The sequence below is a fragment of the Mariprofundus sp. EBB-1 genome (genome assembly GCF_003665155.1).
Classification (GTDB): domain Bacteria; phylum Pseudomonadota; class Zetaproteobacteria; order Mariprofundales; family Mariprofundaceae; genus Mariprofundus.
Genome location: NZ_RCFQ01000040.1, coordinates 1 through 19,773, shown reverse-complemented (window position 1 = coordinate 19,773; position 19,773 = coordinate 1). Strand labels below are relative to the sequence as shown.

General features: G+C 42.3%; 18 protein-coding genes. 8 read left to right on the top strand and 10 right to left on the bottom strand.

Annotation, left to right across the window (positions count from 1 at the left end):
- Positions 1-273: hypothetical protein (locus tag D8Y20_RS13685; RefSeq protein WP_161957643.1), on the top strand; the 273-nt coding region annotated here is incomplete at its 5' end.
- Positions 274-447: 174 nt separating this feature from the next.
- On the opposite strand, the gene D8Y20_RS12525 is transcribed toward D8Y20_RS13685, so the two are convergent.
- On the bottom strand, positions 448-675 hold the full coding sequence (locus D8Y20_RS12525; RefSeq protein ID WP_121544054.1) for a DUF2188 domain-containing protein: 228 nt from the start codon (positions 673-675) through the stop codon (positions 448-450).
- 363 nt (positions 676-1,038) lie between these two features.
- Entirely contained in the window at positions 1,039-1,347 is a 309-nt protein-coding gene (locus D8Y20_RS12515; RefSeq protein WP_121544052.1) for a helix-turn-helix domain-containing protein, read from the bottom strand.
- 104 nt (positions 1,348-1,451) lie between these two features.
- Here D8Y20_RS12515 and D8Y20_RS13550 point away from each other — a divergent pair, with 104 nt between their 5' ends.
- Positions 1,452-2,048: a hypothetical protein gene (locus tag D8Y20_RS13550; RefSeq protein ID WP_147434090.1), complete on the top strand. Its 597-nt coding sequence runs from the start codon at positions 1,452-1,454 to the stop codon at positions 2,046-2,048.
- A 121-nt stretch (positions 2,049-2,169) separates the two neighbouring features.
- On the opposite strand, the gene D8Y20_RS12505 is transcribed toward D8Y20_RS13550, so the two are convergent.
- From D8Y20_RS12505 to D8Y20_RS12475, 8 genes are all read right to left on the bottom strand, one after another.
- Positions 2,170-2,841: a hypothetical protein gene (locus tag D8Y20_RS12505; RefSeq protein ID WP_121544050.1), complete on the bottom strand. Its 672-nt coding sequence runs from the start codon at positions 2,839-2,841 to the stop codon at positions 2,170-2,172.
- Positions 2,841-3,164, bottom strand: coding sequence for a hypothetical protein (locus tag D8Y20_RS12500; RefSeq protein ID WP_121544049.1), 324 nt, complete (start codon positions 3,162-3,164; stop codon positions 2,841-2,843). Before D8Y20_RS12500 ends, D8Y20_RS12505 begins: the two co-directional genes overlap by 1 nt.
- A 69-nt stretch (positions 3,165-3,233) precedes the next feature.
- Positions 3,234-4,802: a hypothetical protein gene (locus D8Y20_RS12495; protein ID WP_121544048.1), complete on the bottom strand. Its 1,569-nt coding sequence runs from the start codon at positions 4,800-4,802 to the stop codon at positions 3,234-3,236.
- 79 nt (positions 4,803-4,881) lie between these two features.
- Positions 4,882-5,049, bottom strand: a complete 168-nt coding sequence (locus D8Y20_RS13645; RefSeq protein WP_153232666.1) for a hypothetical protein — start codon at positions 5,047-5,049, stop codon at positions 4,882-4,884.
- 197 nt (positions 5,050-5,246) lie between these two features.
- The gene (locus D8Y20_RS12490; protein WP_161957642.1) at positions 5,247-7,571 is read right to left on the bottom strand and encodes a TniQ family protein; all 2,325 of its coding nucleotides are present in this window, start codon (positions 7,569-7,571) and stop codon (positions 5,247-5,249) included.
- Between the two features lie 16 nt (positions 7,572-7,587).
- A complete protein-coding gene (locus tag D8Y20_RS12485; protein WP_121544046.1) occupies positions 7,588-8,604 on the bottom strand; it encodes a TniB family NTP-binding protein in 1,017 nt (338 codons plus the stop codon).
- The gene (locus D8Y20_RS12480; protein ID WP_121544045.1) at positions 8,604-10,583 is read right to left on the bottom strand and encodes a Mu transposase C-terminal domain-containing protein; all 1,980 of its coding nucleotides are present in this window, start codon (positions 10,581-10,583) and stop codon (positions 8,604-8,606) included. Before D8Y20_RS12480 ends, D8Y20_RS12485 begins: the two co-directional genes overlap by 1 nt.
- Positions 10,580-11,278: a TnsA endonuclease N-terminal domain-containing protein gene (locus D8Y20_RS12475; RefSeq protein WP_161957641.1), complete on the bottom strand. Its 699-nt coding sequence runs from the start codon at positions 11,276-11,278 to the stop codon at positions 10,580-10,582. The genes D8Y20_RS12480 and D8Y20_RS12475 overlap by 4 nt, the downstream gene beginning before the upstream one ends.
- A gap of 542 nt (positions 11,279-11,820) precedes the next feature.
- Between D8Y20_RS12475 and D8Y20_RS12470 the strand changes: the two genes are divergently transcribed.
- The 6 genes from D8Y20_RS12470 to D8Y20_RS12445 form a co-directional block, all read left to right on the top strand.
- Entirely contained in the window at positions 11,821-12,573 is a 753-nt protein-coding gene (locus tag D8Y20_RS12470; protein WP_147434089.1) for a response regulator transcription factor, read from the top strand.
- A 141-nt stretch (positions 12,574-12,714) separates the two neighbouring features.
- Positions 12,715-12,966, top strand: coding sequence for a hypothetical protein (locus D8Y20_RS12465; protein WP_121544042.1), 252 nt, complete (start codon positions 12,715-12,717; stop codon positions 12,964-12,966).
- Between the two features lie 91 nt (positions 12,967-13,057).
- Positions 13,058-18,631 (top strand): RHS repeat-associated core domain-containing protein, encoded by a 5,574-nt coding sequence (locus D8Y20_RS12460; RefSeq protein ID WP_121544041.1) that lies wholly within the window; start codon positions 13,058-13,060, stop codon positions 18,629-18,631.
- 62 nt (positions 18,632-18,693) lie between these two features.
- On the top strand, positions 18,694-18,918 hold the full coding sequence (locus tag D8Y20_RS12455) for a hypothetical protein (RefSeq protein ID WP_236075440.1): 225 nt from the start codon (positions 18,694-18,696) through the stop codon (positions 18,916-18,918).
- A 111-nt stretch (positions 18,919-19,029) separates the two neighbouring features.
- Entirely contained in the window at positions 19,030-19,362 is a 333-nt protein-coding gene (locus D8Y20_RS12450) for a hypothetical protein (protein ID WP_121544039.1), read from the top strand.
- Positions 19,363-19,367: 5 nt separating this feature from the next.
- The coding region (locus tag D8Y20_RS12445; protein ID WP_236075439.1) for an RHS repeat-associated core domain-containing protein at positions 19,368-19,773 on the top strand (406 nt) is incomplete at its 3' end.

Here is a 19,773-nt window from a genome sequence, read left to right as displayed (position 1 = left end):
ACACCAAACTTGGGTTGTTCTGAAGAGATTCCAAATTACTGCATTGATCATGAAACAAATATCACATGGTTATCTATCTTAGGTAATAATCAGCGGGATAACGATATCGCTAAACTCTTTGCTTTGAGAATTGGATTATGTGAACTGGTGACCAGAAAGATTATTCCTATAGAAAGGGCTACAGTGATTTTTGAACAAGAGCGAGAGGGTGTTGTGACAAAGAAGAAAGTTGATCGGGAGTTGGAGTTGAGACGATCTGAACCTCAAGGGTAGCACAAGCACGCCACGGACAAGCTCAAACGCGAATCGAAAGAGATTGCTAATCTGTCGCATTCTGGAAAAAAATACGACACTTTTTCATGGAAATATCATTTCTTAGTCTTCTTATTATCGCACTACTTGGCCTTTTATTATGACCAGGTGGGGGTTCCCCCACCCGGCCTATAGCTAGCCTTTTGGGGGAAACGGATCATTCCCATGACTATCTTTCACGCTGATTTTGCCATCCTTATTGTGAACGACTAATTCAGTTTCCTGATTGCGGCTTATTTCTCTTGCTCTATCTACAGCATCTTGCTTCGTGTCAAAATGACCAGAGGATCGAGATGAACCACTTTGTTTAATATCCCAGCCTCCGCGATCGGAGTTGGGAACTACGTGTGTAGAATCAGACATGTTTTTTATCCTTGAAGGAGATTTGCTCATATATGCCCTTAAAACTATGTTGCCGGTCCCAGTGAATGGGTCGGTAGGGTTAATAAGTCTGCATGCCTTCATCATGCAGATAAAATGCCTCGACTCGGGTGGCCCAAATTGCAGCTTGGGGCACCAGCATCTGCTTTGGATCAATATTATGACTCAAGCATCTGAGATGCTAAGGGCGATTACACTTTTTTGTCAATGCTTTGGCTTTTCTTGAGCACACTATATATTGTGTGTGATAACTTATTATTTACTAGGTATAGTATATTATTGGGTTGCTTTAGCTGCGCCACAGTCCTTCAAATCTTTTAGCGTTAGTTTGAGTGTACCAGACAGTTAATCAGTAGCTGAAAAATTTTTCTTTTCATCTTCTGGGAGCTTATTAAGAGCGCAAATAGCTGAAGCAAGCCAGTCATCGTCAGCATAAAAATATGCTGTAGGTACACCGAGCACTTTAGCTAACTTCTTTAACATAGAAAAATCAGGCGTGTGTTTTCCCCGCTCATATTGGTTCATACGAGGGCTGGCGCTGAACTCATCAATGCCTGCAGCGATGCCTAGTTCTTTCTGAGAAAGCCCTTTTGCCTGTCGCGCATCTTTAAGTCTCTTGGGGACAGGGGATGCATGTGATTCTTTAATTTGCATGCCTAAGAGTTCCTTAGTAAGGTGGGGCTTGGATACTAAGGATTCCTTAGCTTAGGCGCGGATATGCCAAACACTCTAAAAATACAATTAGGAGAATACTAAATATGAAAAAACTATGGAGAGTGTTGGCAATAGCCTCAATCACTCTTATCACCAGCTGCGCCAGTGTCGCACCAACAACTGAAACTTACACTGGATATAGGATCTACCATGTTTCAAATGACTACACTTTAACTCAGGTAAGAAATGCAGTTGTTGATGCAGCAAAAGAATTAAATAACAACGCTCAAGTGGTGAGTGGGATACCACCTCACCCAATGCCTGAAAAACCAGGGCGTTTTAAAATCAAAGATATGGCATTTGGGCCAGTCTCAATGCAATTCCCGCAAACGCCAGGAGCAACCGTTTCTGTTCGTTCAGGTAATGATAATTCAGCACGTGGCACAAGCATGAATTGGGTTGCAGGCATTTACCTATATAAGGACGGCTATTCAGTCCAATTAGTAATGACAGCTAGGCATGAAAGAGGTGCATCTAATATCTTCGATCCAGCAGCTCTTGGTGCCGCTCTGGCGCGTGCAACACTTGATTCACAAGATGGTGGCATTGAAGGCAATTCAAAGAAATGGTTTGATATATTTGCAGATGAAATCGGTAAGAAATTGAAGATGGAGTTGGAAGAGGCTTATCCTCAGGGTTAACTGAGCCAGTTAGTTAATAACCGTACACAAAGCGACGGTAAAGTGCCGTCGCTTTGTCATAGGGGAGGTTTATTCTCCAATGGGTCAAGGTGTATAATAGCCTATTTATGCAGGCCAATAACTACTTGTGAATAACTTCATCCAAAGTAATAACAGCTTTTCGTAATACAGCTTCACCTACAATTTCAAGCAGCATCAATCCTAGATTGAGTAACCGAACCTGATTACTAAGCTTAGTATTTTTAAGAAGTAATTCTTGTCCTCGTTTAAAGTCTGCTTGCTCTTCTTCGGTTACGTTCTGCATTAATGCAAAACAAAAGGGTGGCAACTCAATAATAGCTTCACTAAAGTCGATATCTGTCATGATTTCTTTGACAGTATCAGCGCGATGTTGTGCGCGCGTTCTGTCCAAATCCCTATCTAGAGTAAATAGAATAACTTGAAGAATGGCGCTTGGACCAATTCCAACAGTCTTGTCTCCAACCTGAACGTTGAATAAGGAACTCCTGAAAATAATTATAGACCCCAATCCGGCAACTATTACTTGAGTTGCTAAGGTTTTTGCGTGACCACTATTTTGGTCCACTCCAAATTGCCAGGCATTAATTTCGACCAAATAAAGAGCGATAACTGCAGATAGGCCATTGATCAAAAGATAGGTCATACCTGAGAGTGTGAGTACAGCCGATAATGGGGCATCCTTATATCGTGAGATAATCTCAGCGAGCCCGGCTAGAGCACCTAGTATGGCAACGATCAAACCAGTCCAGCATGTAAGGATTTCAACCTCCATTAGGTATCTCCATGGGATGTTATTTTTATCAATTCAACCGCTCGACGTTGACCTCTTTTGGTTAACTGAATTACATTTTCTGATTTATCATCAGTATATTCAATCAGGGACTCCATTTGTAAAACATCCAGTTCTTCCATAAGTATTCTGAAGGGGACTCCACACTCATTTGATATTTCACCAATATTCACGCCATCATCTTTCGTATAGATAAATCTAATTATCATTTCTAATTCTTTTTCATCTACAAACGTTCTATTAGTAATATCATTATTATTGGACATATAAGTACTAAAGCTACTAAGTGTATTTAACTTTTTCATATTTCCTCTTTTGTTTTTAGTAAAGCTAACAAGAGCTCGTCCGCTGATAATATCTGTCGGGAAAGAATTCTATGTGGCTCGATGTCTTCTTTGGTAAGGGGTGTCATTTTTAATCAATTCAATATCCAATTCATAGCCGTTGTCTAGGTTTTTTTTAATTGCAAATATTCCTGGTAAATGAACAGATAAAAAAGGAATGTCCTCTGGGTTTCCTGTGGCATCGATTATTACTTCACCCAACCTAGATGTCTGATGAGCACTTCTATCGCCATAATTATTAAAAGTATTTATTTCAGTAACCCAGATTTTTCGAGGTAATTCCATTTTTCGATAAAAGTCTTTTAATTTAGAGCATATGGTTGATTCGAATGCTTCTTTTCGGAATGTATGACGATTAGAAAGATATGTTCTTAATACAATTCTGTCATTCCCCAATCCTTCATATTCGTCTTTATATCCAGCCATAGCAGTTTGTTCTACGAGTTTAATTGCAGCATTAGATGCGATTTCCCCTTCCTCTGCATCCATATAGACCCCGTTAGGAAATAGTGGAATGGCATATATTGCAGATTCTAAAGAATATCCATTTCCTTCGATAGAAAACGGATCAAGCTCTTGGTAAGGGCCGGAGTTATCATTATGAATAAAAAATGGCTTGGCCCAACTTACTGCCTTTATAAACCTATCGTCATTACCTTTTCCATCAAGGATATGCTCAGAACTATCAAGGTTTTGATCCCATCCATGTCCAATTAAAACTACAGCATGTCCTTCACTTTTCTCTTCAAGGGCTAATATTACTGGAATGCCTGATTCAACATAAGGATATAAAATGCTTCTAATTTTATTGAGTCGGACTTTCCGTCGTTCAACACTTTGTTGACGTTTTTTTGGTAACTTTTTATCTTGATGTTTAAGTTTTTTAATTCTTTTAGGTAACGATAAAAGGCTGGGCGCATAACCAGCACTTCTCACTGCCTCTATCATTTGTTCAATGTTAAGTCCTTCTCTGTTTGGTAAAGTGCGTCCTCGAACTACATACTTAGTTGCTAATGTAGTTATTTTTGCTGGGCTATGGGCACTCCTTCCCTCTTTTTTTCGCATTGTGCGTAGCGCCATCCATATTGATGCCTGAGCACATGCCCCCACGGCATTATCTTGCTGCATAAATGGAGTACCTGATACTGTAAAAGTTTTTCCTGCCAAAGTTACTTCGAAACTATCTTTTGATAGGAGAAAGTGATTTTTACCCTGAACCGGAACTAGAATAGTTGCACCAACAGGGCTTGCTTGAACTGGCCGTATTGTCATAAATCCCAAATAATCTTTAGGGGTCAAGCTATCAATTACATCAAGTATAGGAGTCTTAACGGGGAAATTCTGTTTTATGAAATGGAGGCGTGTGCATAGGCGTTGATTTTCTTGAAATACCTTACTATGGAATGTATTAAACTCGGCAAAATAATCTGGATCCCAAACTTTTCGTTGCACTATTAAACCATTGGCCTCTAATCTATCGAACGCATGTTCTGCAATACTTTTCAATGGTGCACTTTTATCGTTCCAGTCAACGCCATTGATGTCAAACAGGCCCTCTATATTGGAGCATGGGTAGTATTCTAGGCGTTCCTCTTGCATATTATCCCCTCTTCTGGCTAAACAAATAAGGCCAGCAAATTGCTGGCCTTATTTTAACATTAAATTTTATTTTAGGTGTTTATTTCAATACAAACCTTTTTGCAGCTTCATAAGCTCCAGTATTGCGATCTTTTACACTTTTGAGATCTGCATGAACCTCTTCGTAATAGCGTTGGCGGAAAGATTTCATTTCCGCACCTTTTAAAATAACTTTATTTGACATCTGAACCTCATCATTCAAACTCATATCTTCCCTCCTATTCTTTGTTACCATGCTCCCGCCTTTGCAAAGGCAACAAAAAAGGGGCCGCTTGCTATCATACTAATTAATAGTATTCAACAAATATCGGCCCGAACAACGTACACTTGAGCACAGGTTTGTCTCAAGAGTGCGTGCGACATTGAAATATTTTACATCCCATTCCTCAACTTTAGACTAAAAATTTACCGATGGAAAGTTTTTTGCGCCTTGAATTTACTCCGTACGGTTTGTTTTTGCACAAAGTCATTCAGAAGTGAGATAGCATTTTGGTTTGTGTACAAAATATTCCTGTAGAGCCCACAAGCCTCAGTAATGACTTTCTTGTTGGGTTTGTTACCCCTTGAAAGAGGCAAAGGTAAGCCACTTTCTTTCAGGTTTTTAAGGTAGCCTGATAGGACTGTCACTGCGTCAAAACCCTCCATGTTCAAGCGGGCTTGTTCCTCTTTATCAAACTGGTTTAAGGCCTCAACAAGCGATGGTGAATCGTAGAGGCGGGCTCTGTCAAATCCACATGCATTTGCAATATCGGATAAATTTGGTTTGCCTCCTCTGCGTGGCAACAACCCATTTGTTGCTCGCAGATTGGTTAAATACTCTGAAAGGGATAATTCACATGCAGCATCTCTATTTGCAAAAGAGTTGTCTTTTCGCTTCTTTTCTTCTGCATGAAAGAGATCCACCAAGTTCACTTCATAACTTCGAGGTAAAACATAATGCTTACCGTTACCATTCGAACGAGCAATTAATTTGGCTGGAATATTGTGTCTTTTGCAGATATTCCCAAGCTTTCTGGCGGTTGTTCCAGCTGTTGGAGCCAAGCGTGATAATGTGATGTATTTAGAATTAAAATGAGTAATTGATTCGCCGCTTATTCGAGTGCGTCCATCACGCTCAACAGTAGTTAGAAGCCCCTCATTGATCGCACTCTGAATCGCCATTTGGTCGATTCCCGTTTGATCTGCAGCCTCTGAGAACGAATAGCTATCCCCCTCTACTTCAACGCGTTTTTTGAGAATAAATAGATCAACTTCGTTCTTATTCAGAAGCAGTCCTGAAAGGTTATCGCCTATGTGTCCGGCAACACTCAAACGTCCATCAAATGCCGCCGCTACAATATCCGCCTTTGCTGATGAATCTCTCAAAGTAAGGCGCATCAGGGTGCCAAGTTTTTCCATGCCTTCAGACACAGTCTCGATTTTGCAGGCAAGGCTTAACCCTCGCCTAAGAAATTCCTCTACATCATCCTGATGCCATGAGCTGGCAAAGCCTGCACGAGGTTTGGTTTGATAGACACCGGTTTCACGCAGATGATCGATTACTCTCACAGGCAACCCTAAAAAAGCAGCAGCCTCTCTATCTGTGATGACTTGTTCGGATTGCACTGGGGGCTGACTGAGTTCTAAATCAACCACCTGTCTTTTTATCCCGCCTATTTTAACCTGTTTCGTAACTATTGAGCCATCTGCGATCAAGCGATCCATGACCGGTTTCCAAATATTAAATCGTTGTGCAAATTCAGCGCGTGAAATGAACCTTTGTTTTAATTCTGATTCAGAAGGACGAAGAAGCTTTTTGTCCACAACGGCATTGCCCCAAATATTGAGACCGAAATTCACAAATTCATCGCGTAAAAATGAAATATCTTCAGAAAAAGGTCTTTTAAACATCGCTATATAAAATTGCTGGAATTGTTTTCTGAGGCCAACTGCTGATGGTTTTTCAGCTATATAGACATTTCCAAGTCTGGTTAAAAACTCATGATACCCATGTGGCCAATTTGATAAGGTATCAATAGCTGCTCTGGTTATTGCATCACAGTCTGTCGTTACGGGTTCTTTCTTGCTTTGTAAGTTGAAAGTGCCCAAACGATTCAGCATTAATAGAAAGGAATTCATGGGTACGTGTTCAAAGTGATCGAGTGGAAAGCCAACTTGATTAGAAATGCTTGAATGAGCCTTATGATGAAGTTTGGCCTGAATGATTTGCATTAATTCAATCATAGGTTTTTCAGCCTTAGTTTGAGCCACCTGATTTAGATCAGCGCCACAGGTGCATTTTAATAGGCCTTGTCGAAACCATGTCAGTTTGCAATGGCACTCTGGGCAATTGGTTAGTACCTTGCATTCGTGTTTCGGACAGGCGAGAGAAGTACTCATATCCCAAAATGCATCAATGTGCCCATCCTCTTGCGCACAGCAGACACAAAATGCTGAGTACTTTATCCTCAGAGGGGCATTTTTGGATGACTTCCCAAGATCATGCCCCAGAATTTTTAATGAACTGGATCTATTTTGTTCAGTTCGGTATGTGAGCTTTTGAAGCACTTCAACCTTTTGGTTCAGGACACTTGCCAGTCCTTCGATTGGGATAGTGTTAAGGGTGATCCTGTGACTCACCACTCCAGTTAGCCGTAAAATATCTCCTGGCGTTTCATAACCATTGGTTTCAGAGGCTCTCAGTAGGTAGCCAAAGAAACTTTCGGTAGAATGAGGGGATGGGGTTCTCACTAGCATCATAAAGTCCTTAGTAACTCTTATTCAGGGCCATATTAAGGTTGGAGAAGTTTTTCTTTGCACGGGAGCGTTTCTTTGGTGGTTCAGGCTCACAAACTCCCAGCTTCATTGCCTCTTCAACCGTTTCTTTTGATGGGCATAGTATAAACTTCCGAGAAAAAGGAGCTGGTGCATGTTGAGATACATTCAAAATTGCCCTTTGCTGGGCTTTATGAATCATTTCTAAATCAATGCTATGGGTGCCTGCATACACAGCAATAGAAGTGGCTTCACGTAGAATTTTAATTACATACCCAATGAGTCCACCAGAAGCGATATACATTCGAAATGACATGTCATCAGAATCCAGATCAGGGAAATCAAAAGGACTAAGGTCCTCCTGCAAGGTAAACAAAATATTTCTGAATTCATTTCGCTCTTCAACTATCGTCCAATCAAAACGCTTAAAATACTGTGGAGCCATAAATCTACGGGTCAGTTGGTCATTGCTCAGGATTACATTGATACAGTTTGGAAGGCCTGCCACCACAAGGCCAACCCTGGTTTTATCAACAAGTATCTTTAGCCAGTCAGCAACATGATGCTGAATATTGTGACTTGCCTGATCGATAAAATGCTGGAACTCATCAAGAATCAGCATTTTGGTGCCCGACTCAGCCATCAGCTTCCTTAATCGAATGGTTTTAGAGCTTTCAGTTCCCTTGTCGAAACTGGGATCGCCAATATTATGTAGGAGTTCTTCCAACATGCCTTTTACAGTTGGTTTTGAGGGAACCTCTATCCGTAATATTGGCGTGGTGAGTCCCTCTGCATTCCGGTATTGCAAATATTCATTTTGAAAATGCTCAAGCGCTCTGGATTTTCCAGTCCTAGATTCTCCAAGCACTGCCAGACATGTTGGGTCAGCACTACTCAATGCACCGTCATAACAGGCCTGAATACGTTCAACCGCATCTTTAAAGGCAGAATGCATAATCAACACATTATCGATTTTGGTCCGAAGTTCTATTTTTTCTTGTTCTGTCATTATTTCTCTCCTGTTTGAAGTGGGCTGCGGTTTTCAAGGATTGTGCCCAACTTTCCTCTTACATATTCTGTTTTTGGAATATCGGTTTTGGTTGGCTCCTCCACTTTTTTATCAGTAGTAGGTACATCATCGTTTTTGGGCTTTTTACCTGATGGGTCATTTTTGAATCGCCCTGCTTTTTTCCGGGTTTTCACTTTTTTCTTTCCAAAATCATCTGAGATGAGTTCTCGAATGATTTCTTTAGCCTCTGCAAGATCTTCGATTTCTGATCGCTCAAGAATTTGCGTAGAATATTTCTTGCAAATATCGTGCTGAAACTTGGTAAGACCATTGGTATATTCAGGGTTCAATGATGGCACTTTAATGAGATCATTTGTTCGAGGGTTGATCACATAGATATGCCCTAAATCATTAACATTGTATCGGATTGATACTTGCAGGGTGCAGCCAAGCTGCTCGCGCAAACCTATCAATTCATGAGAATTGTATAGCAGGCGATCTAGCTCAATACCTTTATGAGACAATATTCTTGTTTCGATATATCCAGTGAGTGCATCCAAGTCCCGAATACTTGAAGGCAGTGGTACCGGAATTTGATCAATATTGTCACGCCAAACCTTTGCTGGTTGCTGACGGAGTGTTCTGTGTATCCTCTGATGGTAATAATCAACAATCCATATATTCGTGATCTCATGGAGCGTTGAAAGTGTAATGGTCGATTTTTTGAGTGCGTCATAATCGCCCTTTTCAAAGATATTGGAATATGTGGTGCCAGGGACTTTATGAATAAGTCCTTTATTGAGTGTTCCAATAACTCTTTCTATATATGGCTTAAACCATGGCTTTTTCCTTGGTGAGTACTGAATGTTGATCCCATAGCTTTCTCCAAGGCTATCTAAGCTATGGCCATGAAATTCAAGGCCGTTATCTACAACCAGTGTTTCCATGACTCCAAAACATTCCCAGTCATTGCGAACCTTAGGGTACAATTCCTTCAAGTTAGATTTGGGGAGAAAACAGTGTTTTAGACATTGGGCTACTGTTGAGTGGCTGGGTGATTCAAATCCAATATAGAGCCCAAGAATACACCTGGTCATAGAATCAATGCATATGGTCAAAGTCGGTCTGCCAAGTGGAAGCATGGTTTCCTCATCAACAACGATAATATCAAGAACCGTGTGATCGATTTCTGCATTCTCTAACGGTTTGCTGGAAACATTTTTACCTAATACCCCTCTATAATCACGCAGTGCCGCCTGCCTTCCTTTTCTGGCCACTGCTTTGTCGAATTCAGGAAGCTGAGAAATCTCTTTTTTAACTATATATCGTGTTGGAAGAGGTAGTTGGTCGCCAGCAGGCCTTAGCTTATTTTCTATACTGATTAAGTGGGTTGCATGCTCAATGGTGTCCTGGACCGAACCTCTCTCTTCAGACATATAGATAGCATCAACTGCCTGCTGAACAGCATCAATAACAAATGAGTCATATTTGGCTTTTCTTCCCTTATTACTATTACATGAAACAAGGCTGCGAATATCCTCGCCGGATTTTACGAATTTCTTTCTCCACCTGTTTACAGTTGCCCAGTGCGGAGGCTTGTGGTCGCTGGCAAGCTTTTTTGCAGTTTCTGCGATGACTGGTTCAAGTGTTTTACCGGTGAAACTTCTTAGTTCAGCTTTTTTGGTAGCCATCATATACGCATAACGCATTTTGGCTTCTTCGCGTAAATGCTCCGGGATGAGATCCAACGCAACAGCAAGCTTCTCAGCCTTACCTTTCTGTAACGCCGGTATGGCAACCTCAAACTCAAGCCTGTCTGCAGCTAGCAAACTCAAAAGCTCTTTGGTTGTCTTGGTTTCAATTCGTCCGCTTAAACACACTTCAATCTGCCATTCATCTTTTGCCACACTGCGAAGAATTGTGTGCCGGGTGCCATCAATAATAATGACCTGCTTGGCTTGCAGGTATGCTCTGCTCATGACTGCACCCCAAATTTATAATTTAGAGCTATTTGAGTTTGAGCATCCCATATCTGATTGATGTCTTTCGTCAGCATTCCATCGATTATCATTCGGCAAATGACTGGATAATCGGAATTGCAGTTAGCACTTGAGGTGATGTCTCCCGAGAGACATTCCCCGGAAGAAAAATAATCCTTTTTAATTCTCTCGATAGTTTGGATATCAGGCTTTATGCGTCCATATCGGAGAAGCCTTCGAACATTTTCCAAATTTGGATTTTTTCGAATTTCTTCTTCAGTAAAGACAAGGTAACTATAGCCCTGCATGGGGAGCTGTTCAGATAAAAGTTGGGTACGAGCGCTGACCTCATCTTTCGAAGCGTCCTTCTCTTCTTTGATTTCGACAAAGCATGATCCTTCATGTGAGGTGGTGAGAATGTCTGGGTAATGGGCATGTTTTTCACCATCAAGCCAATATGTGATTTTAGCAGGCTGTTCGTGAAATTTTAAGATGGAACGGTTGATATCCATCAGCATGAACGCATCACGCTCCAGTGTGGATTCCCAATGCATCATTCTCCCCATTTTAAGGCTTGGGTATTTCCCTGTTACTCTGTGGTTTGAGCGAGAAACAACTTTTCTGATTCTATGCTTACCTGCTTGGGGCCATTCGAGCATGATGCTGTCATTGGTTGGCGCATTAGTTTGATTCATAGAGACCAGTCCCCGGATAGGCTGGTTAAAGTATGATTCAGTGAACTTTTTAGACCCTTCAACATAGTGAAATCTCCGAGGCAAACAGGCCCGAAATTTCATTATAACACCCGTTTTAAAGAGAGTTCAATGAAAAGGTGTTTCCGAATTTCGGAATTAAATTAATATGTTAGGTGATATTTTATAACGATTGTCTATGTGTAGGTAGAGTGCAGTGAATTATTATATATTAAACAGTGGTTGCAAATATCTATAGTTTTTATATGGAGGCAATATCCTGCTAAGGGTTCATTGAACGACTGCTTTCAGCCTAAAATATTCCCAATACCAAAATAAATGAGCAAAAGCTCATTTTATCATCTATATTGATGATGAACTATCTTTTTGAACTGGCATGATTCGAACTTTGTGCTGAATTAATAAAAGACACACTTTTTTCTGAGGAGGGAGGGGGTATATTTGTCGATCACTGTAATCAACAGAAAGTAAACCGGAGACAAGTAAGTTCCAATAGTTCTCCATCACCGTTAAAACCAACTGTATTGGTTATTGATGATAATCAAATTATTCTGACATATTTAACTATGTTATTAGATGAGAATCTGAATATATTAACCGCTTCAACGGCCAAAGAAGGTTTAGATATAATAAATACAAAGCACAACATATCGTGTGTGCTACTTGACCTTATATTGCCAGATTTGAATGGACTGGAAGTATTGAGAATATTACGAAGTAATGCAAAGATATCTCACATTCATGTTGTTATGATCTCTGGGTCGAGCAACAATGAGTGGATGCTTCGTTCTGCCAAGTTAAATATTCAAGGTTATTTTATGAAGCCATTTGATGGTGCTGTTTTGAGTAAGCGTATTATGGATCTATGTTCAGCAGTAAAAAAACCAGATTTGCAATTCTTAAAAGAACTATGGGGAGATGGTTTTGAGCAACGGATGGGGTCATTTGATCCAATTATAAAAGCTTCCATTGCTTTTATCGATAATAATTTCCATACACGTTGCCGTCGAGATGATATCGCGAATCATTTGAATATCTCATCTTCTCATTTAAGCAGGCAGTTTAAAAAAGAAGTAGGCCTTGGCCTGAATGCATATATCATACGCTATCGGCTGCATCTGAGTTGCGCGCTGCTTACCAGTCAGCCAACAGAGAAGGTGAAAAATATTGCGCAATTTACGGGCTTTTCAGATGTGGATTATTTTTGCAAACTATTCAAGAAGCAAACCGGATATACTCCAAAACATTATCGATTAATGTCGAATCATGTGGATTGAGCACAATTTTACAGTGAAAGCTCGATTATTACAGTGTTTGTCAGATCTTTCCTGTTGAGTTCGTTTACTAAGTATATTTAGGTTTGGCACAGTTGTGGCATTGGAGAATTTGAGTCACTCATATCCCTTGGGGGGGACTGTATGAAACACGTATTTATATTTATGGCAGCGCTGACGCTGTCCTCAGCATCTGCGTATGCAGCTGATATTACTGCTGCAGAGGCTATGTCTGTCGAGATTCTACATGAGCAGCAGGTGCAAGTGCAGATGGAGCAATTACAGCAAGAACGTGATGCTGCATTTCTCAAGCAGTTAGAGGCTGAAGCGATGATTGCTGAGCAACAGATGTTAGCTGAGCAAGCTGCACAGCCAGCTGCGACTACACTACCGTAAATCATATGCCGTAGGTTAAGCGTTTAACACAGACCTGCGGAATTCATGTATCACAAAAAAACACGCCTGAAAAACAGGCGAGGGTATTTCTATGCGCAAAAAACTATCTTTATTCAAAGCAGCCTTGTCGTTGTTGATGTTTATGCAACTATCTTCGTTATCAGCATTTGCAGCTGTCGATATGAGCGCTAGCCGAGGTGATGTGGCCTCTTATGTCGGTTCATTTAGTCACAAGGTTCAGATCGGAGTGGCACCGGGACGCGCTGGGATGCAGCCAGCTCTGGCTTTACAGTATAGTTCCTCAGTTGGTAATGGGATCTACGGTTACGGTTGGAATTTAGACATTACGCGCATTGAGCTGAATGCCAAAATGGGCGCGCCGAAATACAATGGTGCAGACACCTACCTGCTGGTGATGAAAGGAGCACGTCAGGCGCTGGTGAACGTAGGTGGTAATGAATACCGCGTAGCTAATGAAAATTCCTTTTTAAAGATCACCAAAACAAGTACCGGCTGGACGATTCGTGATCAGAAAAACACAGTTTATAATCTGAATGCACCATGGCCGATGACAGGGTTTCGTACATTCAGTTGGAGTTTGAGCAGTGTCGTTGATGTGAAAAACAATAACATGTCCTATTTTTATACTGATGGTGGACAGGGACATCGTTTGACTGAAATTAGATATTCACCGAATAATAAAGTTGTTTTTGCTTATGAGGCACGCCCTGATTCAGTCTTAAGTTTCCGTTCAGGCCATCGCAATAATATCAATGTGCGTCTGAAATCGGTAAAGTCATATGCAGGCGCTCGTTTGGCTGCACATACTGGCTTTACATATACCTCTGCAGGGGCGCTGGATTCACGTAGTACGCTCATAAAAGCGACTGTGTTTGATGTCGATGGATTACTTCCTTCGCGTAGTAGTTTGTTTGAGTACACTCAACAGAAAGAGGCAACTCCAACAGGCGGATGGGATACGCCAAGATTTTTAAGCCGTAAAACTGGCTTTCGCGTATGGACTAGAACTACAAGTGCAAGCATTGATGTGAATGGGGATGGGGTGCCAGAATCAACTGCTGGAGCTATTCAGCGTAGTGCAAAGTTCGGCACGTTTAGAGCACCATTTGTTTTGCCCGATCAGGGTGTTAAGGCTCAAAAAACAAGGTTCCAATATAGAACATTTGGCAGAAGTAAAAGGGTTGTGTTGTCGAGAACTTTTTATGATCGCGCCATCGTTGATATAAACGCCGATGGATTCGTTGATTGGATGATCCGTGATAATACAGGTGTATGGAAAGTCTATTTCCATAATGGCACGGCACTGAATACTGTGCCTGAACGTTGGAACGATCCATCGGGCTCACTACATGGACATGCTTTGTATGATGTGAATGGAGACGGGCTACCAGATTTGCTGCACCACGGCCCAACTCCAAGTCTTTACTGGAAAGTGTATCAGAATACTGGTTCAGGTTTTGCAGCACAGGGCTACAGCGCATATTTTAGTAGTTCTCCCTTTGCTGTAGGGGGACCACAATCGATGCAGAGTTATATTCCAGCTGTTTTAGGACATCAACCTTGGAATTCAAAACCATTAATGACAAGAGTGATTGATCAAGCCAATGGTGCAGTGAAGGCTGTTACTTACTCTCTTCACGCTGGAATTGCCAATGCTCCGAAATTGAAATTGTGGACTGTAAATAAGATTGCCACCAGTAGTTTAAGTGGAAATGCTGAGGTTCGATCTTCATCCTACAGCTATAGTGGTGGCCTCTATGTATTGAGTAAGCAGGAGTTTCGTGGCTTTAAAACGGCGGTTCAGACCGATGACCAGACCCAAATTAAGACAACGACGACTTATGATCAGAGTTTGATCTTTCAGGGACGACCTTCACGGGTAATTACCAGCTTGGGAAACACTACACTTTCAAATGCTATCACGACCTGGGCAGCCAAAGACTTGAGCAATAATAAAGGTACACGTCATTTTGCTTATCCCGCTTTAGTGCGACAGGTCAGCTATGACCTGAATGGAGTTTTGCTGAGTGCAAATACGACTCGATCTTCAGCATCAGACTATGATATGTTTGGTCACCTCTTGAAATCAACCAGCACGAGTACAGGTGGTTTCACAAAAACACTGGTAAATACCTATAGCGGAACAGATACCTGTGCTCCAATTCGAATTACGGTAACTAAATATCGTCAGGTTCCGAATGTTATGCCAGCCTATGTAAGGTTGAGTAGAACATACAGGATGTATAAAAGTTGGCTTAGGAGCAGGTCTTCAACCTTTCGATTACGTGCGGCCAGATATTTTGCGGCGTTAAATAATCGCAACTGGGGTTATCATTTGGTCCCTTATCAGGTGGCAAGCACCCGCCCAGACACAAGATGCTGGAAAGTACGCCAACTGATACGTGCTGATGTTACCAACACCGTAACTACAAACCCTGTCAGTGTTTCTCCGGCCGACACAAAGAAACGCAGTTCCAGTTTTACTTATGACGCTTTTGGCTTTCTAAAGACAGAAACTATTGAACCGAACAATGCTGCTCTAAAGCAGGTGACTACATACACATATGATCGCTATGGTAATCGCACCACCACTGCTGTCACAGGTGCAGGCATCGTATCGCGTAGCACAACTGTGGCCTATGATGCCAATGGCATGTTCCCAGTCAGTACCACTAATGCATTGAATCATACGGAAACATATACGTGGGATGAGCGTTTCGGAAAAAAACGTACTTTGACAGGTCCTAATGGTTTGAAAACCGAATGGCGCTACGATGGCTTTGGTCGTAACACCCGCGAAATAAGGGCAGATGGTACGATTTCATCAATCTATTATTACGATAGAACTGTGTACCCTAATTGGTACTGGTCTTCATTGGTGGTGAAAACGGGCACAGGTAAAACACCACAATACCTCTATAACGATGTGTATGGGCGTACCATCTATGATTACTACAGCATGGGTTTAGATGGTGCATGGATAATCAAAGTGAAAAACTACAATAGTAAAGGGCAGTTGCAGCTTAGTTCGGATGCGTATAAACAGGGGCTTCCTGTGCAGTGGACACATTATGCATACGATGCTTTGGGTCGGGCAATTACGGTAACCGCACCAAATGGCGATGTGAGCAGTATGGCATATAACGGCCTGAGTACCACTTCTACCAATGCCAAAGGACAGGCAACGACAACAGTAAAAAACGCTCAAGGTAAAGTGATCAAGGTTACCGACGCAGCCTTGCAAAGCATGACTTATGGTTATGATGCTTTTGGTAATTTGACCAGAACCACAGATGCTGCTGGAAATGTTACTACCATGAGTTACGATATTCGTGGTCGTAAAATAGGTATGAATGATCCCGATATGGGCATCTGGAGCTATGGTTACGATGCGCTCGGCAATCTGACCAGTCAGACCGATGCCAAGGGCCAAATCACAACGATGGTCTATGACCAACTTGGTCGCATGACATCACGTACAGAAGCAGAAGGCACAAGCACCTGGCAGTATGATACGTTATGGACTGGTGCCTTGAGCAGTGAAACTTCAGGCATCAGCAGCAAGTCCTATCTCTACGATACTTACGGTCGAGTAAAATCCTCTGATACCACAATCAATGGACAGCTTTTTAATGTCACAACGAGTTATGACAACATAGGCCGTGTTAGCAGGATCACCTATCCGACCGGTGTAGTGATTCAGCGTAATTACGATGTTTACAATCACTTGATATCCATCAGCAATGCTTCAACAGGCATGGTACTCTGGAATGCCAATAGCATGGATGAGTTTGGCCATGTTACCTCTGAGTCGTTTGGTAATGGTGTCATCACAACTCGCACCTATGATCCCAAACGCGGCATACTGACCGGGCTGCAATCAACATCAAACGGTATAATGATTCAGAACTGGGCTTATGATTACGATGCAGTCGGAAACATGAAATTCCGCCATGACAAAGTGCTTGGTTATAAAGAGCAGTTTATGTTGGCTGGCGTGGATGGATATGATGAACTGAATCGTATTCGCAAAGTATGGGATACAAATGGCACACTGGTTAAAACCTACGATTATAATGCAATAGGTAATATCACCCAAAAATCCGATGTGGGGACTTATCAGTACAGCGATCTGAACCACAAACATGCGGTGACGAGTGCCGGTGTTAACACGTATAGTTACGATGCCAATGGTAATATGCTTGATGGTGCAGGTCGTACGCATAGCTGGACCAGCTTCAATAAACCGGCAGGTATCTGGACAGCGCAGGGATATACCGGTTTTACTTACGACGCCAATCACAATCGTATAAGTAAAACCACACCGACCAGTGAAACGGTCTATGTTGGTAAAATCTTTGAGCAGACCACCATGGGCGGTCTCATCAAAAATAGCAGCCATGTTTATGCAGGCAGCAAGCTAATTGCCACGATCCAGGATGCGGCAGGAGTACCAAGTATTCACTACATGCATGGTGACCACCTGGGCAGTATCAGTGTAATCACAGATAGCACGGGAGCGGTGGCCGAGCGCCTGCGATTTGATGCGTTTGGTGCGCCGGTAAATCTGGATGGCACGAAGAAAGCTAATATTGGAGCCACCAACACCACGCGTGGTTATACCGGCCATGAGATGGATGCATCAACCGGGCTAATTAATATGAATGCCCGCTTGTATGATCCGGTGCTGGCCAGGTTTATCTCTGCCGATACGGTTATTCCTGGTGCTGGCAATATGCAGGCGTTTAATCGGTACTCATATGTCGATAATAATCCGCTTGCATACACTGATCCGAGTGGCCATTTTAAGCTGGGTAATTTATGGAATGCAGTAAAACCAGTGGTGGCAATAGCTGCGGCAGCTGTTGTTATGGCTGTGACTGGAAACCCAATGCTAGCAGGTGCAATTGCTGGGTTTATTAATACGGGTAATCTGACTGGCGCGATAATGGGTGGTATCTCGGGATCCTTTTTTGCAGGAGCAGGAGCTATAGGAGATACATTTGGTACGTTAGCTGGAGTTGCTGCCAACGGAGTCGCAGGAGGTTCTATGAGTGTCATGAACGGTGGTAAGTTTGGTCGTGGATTTATTACCGCAGGCATTACGAAGTTTGCAGGTAGTGTTGGTGGTGGTAAGTTTGGTGTCAACGGCAAAAGTTTTGGATCAATGTTTACACGAGTCGCTATAGCAGGAGCAATTGGCGGTGTTTCATCCAGAATTTTTGGTGGTGATTTTTGGAGTGGTTTCCGGACCGGGGCTTTCCAACGACTCTTTAATGATGAATCCCATGGAGATGGGTATTTTGCTACACATGCTCAAGCTAAGGCTTATGCAATAAGGAAAACCATGGGGTATGGGATGCGAGATGCAACAACAGGGGAGAAGCTTGATATTGCGAGTGGTGCATTAGGGATAGCTTCCTGGGCATTTGCTCCACTAAAGCTAATATCACTTGCAATAGATGGAGCATCTCTTGCCGTTTCATCAGCTAATGCATATGTCGCAGGGGACATAACTAAATTTGCTCCTTGGGTAGCTGGAAAATATGCATCTACCGTTGTCCGAAGCACTGCAACTCAGGCTCAAACCGTTCGTGTCGGAGTTGTATATGATCAAGCTACTGGGGTAGCTCTTTCTCAATGATGAAATATGAATTTATAACGTTCAGTATCATGCTAGTTATTTTTTACATTAATTCACTGTTCTTGCTTGATGATCCTGATATCGGATATTGGTTATTTCCAATTATAACAACTTACCTTTCATTACCAATAATAGGGTTTATTTTAAAAAAAGAGTTTTTTGCAGGGGCCATTGGAAATTTAAAATACTCTGAAGAAAATAGACATGCTCGATTACTTTCCTTTGTGTTAAGTGTAGTGCTGTTGTTCGGAATGTTCTTTGTTTTTAATGAGTTTTATTTGCAATAACTGAGTAAAAGGGGGCAGAGCACTGCTGTCCCACTTAAATCTATCGTCCTGTCGGGTCGGACCAAGCCAAGTGATCAGAACTGGGCCTACCAGTACGATGCGATTGGTAATATGGAGCACCGTAAGAGTCTGTTGACGGTTGGTGGTTACGAAGAGCACTTTGGCTATGACGACCTTAACCGCGTTAAGTCAGTGCGCAATGCAGTCGTTGGTTTGCCAGTAAAAGAGTATTGCTATGATGCTATCGGTAATATCACTTACAAATCCGATGTAGGTCTGGCTGATTACACCTACGATCCGAATCATCCGCATGCCGTGCAGACAGCTGGTGGCAACACGTATGCCTATGATGTGAATGGTAATCAGGTCAGCGGTGCGGGCCGTGAACTGGCTTGGTTTCGCGTGGTTATACCGGCCATGAGATGGATGCATCGACTGGCCTGATTAATATGAATGCAAGATTGTATGATCCGGTGTTGGGCAGGTTTATCTCGGCCGATACGGTGGTGCCTGATGCTGGCAACATGCAGGCCTTTAACCGCTACTCTTATGTAGATAATAATCCTCTGAAGTACACTGACCCATCCGGGCATTTCAAGTTGGGTAACCTCTGGAATGCAGTGAAACCTGTCGTGGCAATTGCTGCCGCCGCTGTTGTGATGGCGGTGACTGGTAACCCCATGTTGGCAGGTGCGATTGCCGGGTATATCAATACAGGTAATCTTACTGGAGCAATCATGGGAGGCATATCGGGGGCTTTCTTTGCCGGAGCAGGAGAAATAGGTGATACTTTCGGTACATTCGCAGGGATTGCTGCTAATGGTACTTCCGGTGGCCTTATGAGTATGATGAATG